The following is a 6,911-nucleotide window of genomic DNA, read 5'->3' on the forward strand; positions in this document are numbered from 1 at the left end:
GGTGGGCGCCGTCAGCCGACCACCGCCGCCCGTACGCACAGCACGTCCGGCAGGTGCGCGGCCAGCAGCCGCCAGCTGTCGCCGTCGTCCGCCGACGCGAACACCTCGCCGTTGCGGTTGCCGAAGTACACCCCGGCGGGGTCGCGGTCGTCCGTGCACATGGCGTCCCGCAGGACCGTGCCGTAGTGGGCCTCCTCCGGCAGTCCCTCGGACAGCGGCTCCCAGGTGCCGCCCGCGTCCTGCGTGCGGAAGACCCGGCAGCGGTGCCCGGCCGGCACCCGGTCCGCGTCGGCGTTGATCGGGAAGACGTACGCCGTGCCGGCCCGGCGCGGATGCGCGACCGCGGCGAAACCGAACGTCGACGGCAGGCCCTCGCCGATGTCCGTCCAGTGCGCGCCCGCGTCGTCGCTGCGGTACACCCCCCAGTGGTTCTGGAGGTACAGCCGGTCCGGGTCGCCCGAGTCCCGCGCGATCTTGTGCACGCACTGGCCGAACTCCGGGTCCGGATCCGGCAGGAAGACCGCGGAGACCCCCGAGTTGGAGGGCGACCAGCTCGCACCGCCGTCCGTCGTGCGGAACACCCCTGCCGCGGAGACGGCCACCGTCACGGCCCGCGGATCGCGCGCGTCGGTGAGCACCGTGTGCAGGCCCTCGCCGCCCCCGCCGGGCACCCACCGGGAACGGGTCGGGTGCTCCCACAGCGGGCGGACCAGCTCGAAGTGCTCGCCGCGGTCCACCGAGCGGTACAGCGCGGCCGGTTCCGTGCCCGCGTACACCACGTCCGGCTCGGCCGCGGCCGGGTGCAGCTGCCAGACCCGCTCCAGGGAGGCTCCGGTGTCCTTGGGGAACTTGACGGCGGGCCGGGACGGTTCGGTCCAGGTGCGGCCGAGGTCGTCGGAGTGGAACACCGACGGGCCCCAGTGCGCGCTGTCACCGCCGGCCAGCAGCCGGGGCCCGGGACCCCGGGTGTCGATCGCGACCGAGTAGACCGCCTGCGCGTTGAAATACGGACTCTCGTCGAACCGCCAGGGGCCGCCGCCCCGCTGCCGCCCGATGAACAGGCCTTTGCGGGTGCCCACAGCGAGCAGTACCTCGGCCATGCCGATCACCTCCGGGACGCCTTCGTCCGGGTAGCCGTCAGATACCGGCCAGTCTGCACCTCCCCACTGACACTCTCCCCGAACAGGGGCATCGGTGCAGGTCACCACCTGTGTCGCCGGTCCGCGTCGACGACCGGCCGGGTGTGCTGCGGGATGTGCCTGCGCGTGCGGGGCGGCTCGTACGACCGTCGGGCAGACGGCTCGTCGTGAGCAGCGGAGCGATCTCTCCCGTATGGGAGGGCGGTCCGGCCGGTCGGTGCGCTCGTGAGGAGGATGCCGTGAAGGCGATCCGTGGTCCGAAGGTGTGGCTGTGGCGCTGGCGGCGGAACCCGCTCAAGCGGCGGGCCGACGTCGTGGAGGCATGGCTGCTGCTCGGCGCCCTGCTGCTGACCGTCCTGGCCGGAGCGGCGGCCGGTTTCCCGGCGGCCCGCTCGGTGGAGCACGGACTGGCCCGCGAACGGGCCGACCGGCGGCCCGTGGTCGCCCGCGTCGTAGCCGGGGCCCCGGGATCCGCCGCCGCCCGCCACAGCCACGCCTCCTCCGGCGGACGGGTCTGGGCGGAGGTCCGTTGGACGGTGGCCGACGGCTCCGTCCACACCGGCCGGATCCGGGTGGAGCCCGGCAGCGGGCCCGGTACGCCGGTCACCGTCTGGACCGATCCACGGGGACACCTCGCCGCCCGTCCCGCGACGGCCTCCGAGGCGGCGTTCCGGTCCACGCTGATCGGCGTCCTGGCCGGCGCCGGCGCGGCCGCCGTCCCGCTCGCCGGTGGCCTCGCCGCGCGTGGCCGCCTGGAACGCCGGCGCATGGACGCCTGGGACACGGAGTGGGCGCGTCTCGGCCCGCAGTGGGGACGAACCTTCTGAGCGCCCCCACCCGACGTCCTCAACCTCCCGGCAGGCCGCACCGGCACGTCACGCGCCGCACCGGCATGTCACGCGCCGCACCGGCATGTCACGTGCCGCACCGGCACGCCACGCCGGCCGCCCGCAGGGTCCGTCCAGGCTCCCGACGACCCCGCCCCCGCCGCCGCACCCCCCGTCACAGCCCCGCCAGTACCTCCCGGCACAGCCTCAGCAGTTCCTCGTCGGTTCGGATGTCACGGCTGCCGTACGCGCCCGCGCGGGCCGTGTGGCGGCGGGGGCGGGTCAGTTCCGCGGTGACCAGGTCACGCAACGGCGCCGCGGCCGGGCCCATGGCCGTCAGACAGCGGGCGACGGGCACCCGGGTGCGCGGGTCGGCCGCCCAGGCGCCGCGGAGGACCGGCCGGACCGGATCGGGGTCGCCCGCGACGCGCCACAGCGCGCACGCGGCCGGTACCCGCTCGCGCACCGGCCCCGACCGGGCGAGCCGGTGCAGCTCGGGCAGCGCGGGGCGGGCGGCCGGGCCGAGCCTGCCGAGCTGGGCGGCGGCGCGGCGGCGTACCCCGGGATCGGTGTGCCGCACGTCGCGCAGCAGGACGGGGAGCACCGCGGTGGTGTCTCCGTCCGCCGACCACAGCGCGCCCGCCGCGACGGCCGCGTGCCGGGTGGGCAGCAGTGCCCGCAGCAGGGGTGACGCCGGTGCGGTGGCGCCCAGCTCCTCCAGCGTCTCGATCACCTGACCGGCGACCGCGTCCCGCGCACCCAGGCCGTCCGGACCGCCGGAGAGCAGCCGGAGCAGCTCCGGTACGGCGTCCGTGTCCCCGACGGCCCTGATCGCCGTCAGCAGCGGGGCGGCGAGCCGCGCCGCGGCGGGGGAGGCGAGCGGTATCCGGCCCAGCCGGTGGCGCAGGGCGGGAGCCAGCGGGGCGGCGGCCCGGCCGAGGTGCGCGACCTCGCAGCCCAGCCCGACCGGCGCCGCCGGGCCGGCCAGGAGCTGGGCCAGCGCCGGGACGGCACGGCTGTCGCCGGTCCGGGCCAGCGCCTTGAGCGGACCGCCCAGCGTGGGCGGGCAGCGCTCCCAGCGGTGGGTCCACAGGTCGGGCCGGGCGGTCACCAGCGCGTGCAGGTCGTCCGCGGCGGGCGCGGCCAGGGCGAACAGCTCCGCGAGCACCGAGACCGCCGCGTCCCGTAACCGGTCCTGGTCGGCACCGAGCTGCGCCCCGAGCAGCCGCACCGGACCGGCGTACTCCCCGCGCCAGCCGCGGAACAGTCCCGCCGACATCCACACGGCATTGCACCGGTCCACCGGGTCGGGACTGGTCAACTGCCCGTTGAGCAGGGCGATCCGGTCGGCCACCCGGTCACCCAGCGCGCTGTGCAGGGTGCGCAGCAGCACCGCGCCCTCCTCGTCCGAGGGACGCAGCCGCCGTATCCGCCCCACCAGGGTGTCCGTGCCGGACGGCTCCTGGGCGCGGACGCGGCGCGCCGACCGCTCCTTCAGCAGCCGGACCGCGGTCGGCACCAGGTCGGCGGGGAGCCGGCCGGGCGCGTGGAGGGCGAGCCGGCCGAGTGCCGCGAGCCGCAGCCCCGGCGGGTACGGCGACGCGCTGTACTCGGTCAGGAGGTCGACGGCGCCGGCGGCGTGCGCGGGGTACCGGTGCGCGAACAGGCCGAGCGCCTCCGTGAGGGCCAGCAGCACGCAGCCGTCCCGCTCGGCTCTCAGGCGCCGCCGCAGCAGCTCCAGCACCCGCGCCGGCTGGTCCAGGAAGCGCACCAGCGCCCCGGCCGCCGCCCGGCGCACCGCAGGGTCCGGGTCCCCGGCGAGGGCGGCGAAGGCCTCGGCGCCCGCGCGCACCGCCGCCCGCGCCCCCCGCTCCTGCTCGGATCTCTCCCCGCCCTCACCGATGCTGACCAGCAGCTCCACGAGGCAGCCCCGGTCCGGCAGCTCCTCGCGGGCCGCGAGCGCGAACAGGAAGGGCACGCAGGCCAGCGTCGAGTCGTACACCCTCCCCTGGTGGTGCACCGCGCCGTACATCCCGTCGAGCGCGGTCGCCCGCTCGGCGGTGTCCGCGGACGCCAGCGCCCGCAACCATCCGGGCACGTCCTCCGCACTGCCGTACGCGTGCCGCAGCGAGGCCCAGTCGACCTCGTCGATCCCCGTGAACACGTTGTCCTCCCCAGGCGAGTGCCACCTGATCGCGAGTGTGCACCACGGCACTGACAACGGTCCGGAAGCATTTCCTGACTGTGTGCGATCCGTCGGCGGTCACCGGCCACGGGACGCGGGCACCGGCACGCGTGCGCGGGAGGGCTCAGTTCCGGCCGGGCAGGGCGCGTGCGAGGACGGCGTCGAGGTCGGCGCCGGACGGCAGGGTGCCGAACGAGTGGCCCCAGTCGCCGCCCAGCCGGCTCGCGCAGAAAGCGTCCGCGACCGGGTGCGGAGCGTGCCGGACGAGCAGGGAGGCCTGGAGCGCGAGCGCTATCCGTTCGACCAGCCGCCGGGCGCCCGCCTGATCGGTTCCGGCCAACTGGTCCTTGAGCGCTGCCACGGTCGCGTCCAGCCGGGCGTCCGCCCCGCGCGCGAGGGCGAGTTCGGCGAACAGGGCCTCGGCGGTGTCCGGTTCGCGGCCGAGCGCGCGCAGCACGTCGAGCGCGTTGACGTTCCCGGAGCCCTCCCAGATCGACAGCAGCGGGGCCTCCCGGTAGTGCCGGGGCATCCCCGACTCCTCGACGTAGCCGTTGCCACCCAGGCATTCCAGGGCCTCGGCGGTGAACGCCGGGCCCCGCTTGGTGACCCAGTACTTGCCGACGGCCGTGGCGATGCGCCGGAAGGCCCGCTCCCCGGCGTCCCCGCGCACCGCGCGGTCCGCCGCCCCGGCGAGCCGCAGCGTCAGCGTCGTCGCCGCCTCCGACTCCAGCGCGAGATCGGCCAGGACGTTGCGCATCAGCGGCTGGTCGATCAGCCGCGCGCCGAACGCGGCGCGGTGCCGGACGTGGTGTCCCGCCTCCACCAGCGTCTTGCGCATCAGGGTCGCCGAGGACATCACACAGTCCAGCCGGGTGCAGTTGACCATCTCGATGATGGTCTTCACACCCCGCCCCTCCGGCCCCACCAGCCAGGCCACGGTCCCGTCGAACTCCGGCTCGGAGGAGGCGTTGGACCGGTTTCCCAGCTTGTCCTTCAGCCGCTGGATCCGGAAGGAGTTGCGGCTGCCGTCCGGCAGGACGCGCGGCACCAGGAAGCACGACAGCCCGCCCGGGGCCTGCGCCAGGACCAGGAACACGTCGCACATCGGCGCCGACGTGAACCACTTGTGCCCGCGCAGCGTGTACAAGCCCGCCTCGGCGGTGGGCGTGGCCGTGGTGGTGTTCGTCCGGACGTCGGAGCCGCCCTGCTTCTCGGTCATGCCCATCCCCGCGAGCAGCCCCGGCTTCTCCGTCGGGACGCGCAGCGCGGGGTCGTACTCCCGGCTGGTGAGCAGCGGCTCGTACACCTTGGCGAGATCCGGCTGTGCGCGCAGGGCGGGCACGGCGGCGTAGGTCATCGACGTGGGACAGCCGTGCCCCGCCTCCGTGTGGCCCCACACGAGCCCGCCCGCGGTCCGGGCCACGTGCGCGCCGGGCCGGTCATCGGCCCACGGGGCGCCCGCCAGGCCCTCGGCGACCGCGGTCCGCATCAGGTGGTGCCAGCTGGGGTGGAACTCCACCTCGTCCACGCGGTGGCCGTAGCGGTCGTGGGTGCGCAGCACCGGCTCGTGCAGGTTCGCCTGCTCGCCCCACTCCTGTGCCTCCGCGCTGCCGGCGCGCACCCCCAGCCGCCGGATGCCGTCCTCGGCCCACCCGGCGCCCTCCCGGCGCAGCCCCTCCAGCAGCGCCGGGTCGTCGGAGGCGTCGTACGGCGCGAGGGGAGGGGCCTGGTTGGTGACGTCGTGCGTGGCGAACGGCGGCTGGGACCGCGACGAGAGCTGCGGCTGCGCGGGAGTCGAGACCATACGAGCATGTTGCACTCTTCCTGCGGCTGTCGCAATGATGCAACAACAAGACGCACGTACAGTACGGCCCCATGCGCATGAACGTCTCGGCAGAGCCCGACCCGGCCGGCCTGCGACCGCTGTCCGCCCGCTCGGTCGTGCTGAGCGTGCTGCTCGGCGTGCACCCGCCCGAGCTGCCGGTGAGGGACCTGGTGCGGCTGGTGGAGCCGTTCGGGGTCGGCGGCTCCACGCTGCGGGCCGCGCTGAGCCGGATGGTGGCCGCCGGTGACCTCCGGCGCGCCGACGGCGCCTACCGGCTCAGCGACCGGCTGCTCGCCCGGCAGCGTCGTCAGGACGACGCCCTGAACCCCCGCACGCGCGCGTGGGACGGCGACTGGGAGATGGTGGTGGTCACGGCGACCGGCCGTGGCCCCGCCGAGCGCGCCGACCTGCGCGCCCGGCTGACCGCCCTGCGCCTGGCCGAACTCCGCGAGGGCGTGTGGCTGCGCCCGGCCAACCTCGACCGCCCGCTTCCGGCCGGCCTCGACCGGGTGGCCCTCACGTGCACCGCCCGCCCCGACGAGCCCCCGCGCGACCTGGCGGCCCGGCTCTGGCCGTCGGCCGGCTGGGCGGCCACGGCCCGCGCCCTCCTCGCCCGCGCCAGGGCGGCGGACCGCCCGGCCGAGCGGCTCACGGTCTACGCGGCGGCCGTCCGCCATCTGCTCGCCGACCCGGTCCTGCCGCCCGCACTGCTGCCCGCCGACTGGCCGGGGGAGGCCCTGCGGACGGCCTACGCCGGCTACCGGCGGGAACTGGCCGCGGCGTTGGGCCCGTCGGGGGACCGCTGACGGCACCCCGCCCGGCGGGCCGGGCCGCCGGGCCGTCCGGTCGGGGGGGGGGGGGGGGGGGGGGGGGGCGGGGGGGGGGGGGGGGGGGGTGTGTGGGGGGGGTGGGGGGGGTAGTGGCGGCCGGGGCGG

At 76.5% G+C, this 6,911-nt stretch carries 5 protein-coding genes; 2 read left to right on the forward strand and 3 right to left on the reverse strand.

Features of this window, described 5'->3' with window-relative positions:
- Window positions 1–11: 11 nt before the first annotated feature.
- Entirely contained in the window at window positions 12–1,100 is a 1,089-nt protein-coding gene (locus ABZ576_RS33405) for an exo-alpha-sialidase (protein ID WP_360749571.1), read from the reverse strand.
- Between the two features lie 278 nt (window positions 1,101–1,378).
- Here ABZ576_RS33405 and ABZ576_RS33410 point away from each other — a divergent pair, with 278 nt between their 5' ends.
- The gene (locus ABZ576_RS33410) at window positions 1,379–1,966 is read left to right on the forward strand and encodes a hypothetical protein (RefSeq protein WP_360749573.1); all 588 of its coding nucleotides are present in this window, start codon (window positions 1,379–1,381) and stop codon (window positions 1,964–1,966) included.
- A gap of 175 nt (window positions 1,967–2,141) precedes the next feature.
- Here the strand turns inward: ABZ576_RS33410 and ABZ576_RS33415 are convergent, their stop codons facing one another.
- Entirely contained in the window at window positions 2,142–4,130 is a 1,989-nt protein-coding gene (locus tag ABZ576_RS33415) for a HEAT repeat domain-containing protein (protein ID WP_360749576.1), read from the reverse strand.
- A 145-nt stretch (window positions 4,131–4,275) separates the two neighbouring features.
- A complete protein-coding gene (locus ABZ576_RS33420) occupies window positions 4,276–5,955 on the reverse strand; it encodes a DNA alkylation response protein (RefSeq protein ID WP_360749579.1) in 1,680 nt (559 codons plus the stop codon).
- 71 nt (window positions 5,956–6,026) lie between these two features.
- Here ABZ576_RS33420 and ABZ576_RS33425 point away from each other — a divergent pair, with 71 nt between their 5' ends.
- The gene (locus tag ABZ576_RS33425; RefSeq protein WP_360749582.1) at window positions 6,027–6,782 is read left to right on the forward strand and encodes a PaaX family transcriptional regulator C-terminal domain-containing protein; all 756 of its coding nucleotides are present in this window, start codon (window positions 6,027–6,029) and stop codon (window positions 6,780–6,782) included.
- Window positions 6,783–6,911: the final 129 nt, after the last annotated feature.

Origin of the sequence: Streptomyces sp. NPDC013455, assembly GCF_040632975.1 — a bacterium.
Lineage (GTDB): Bacteria > Actinomycetota > Actinomycetes > Streptomycetales > Streptomycetaceae > Streptomyces.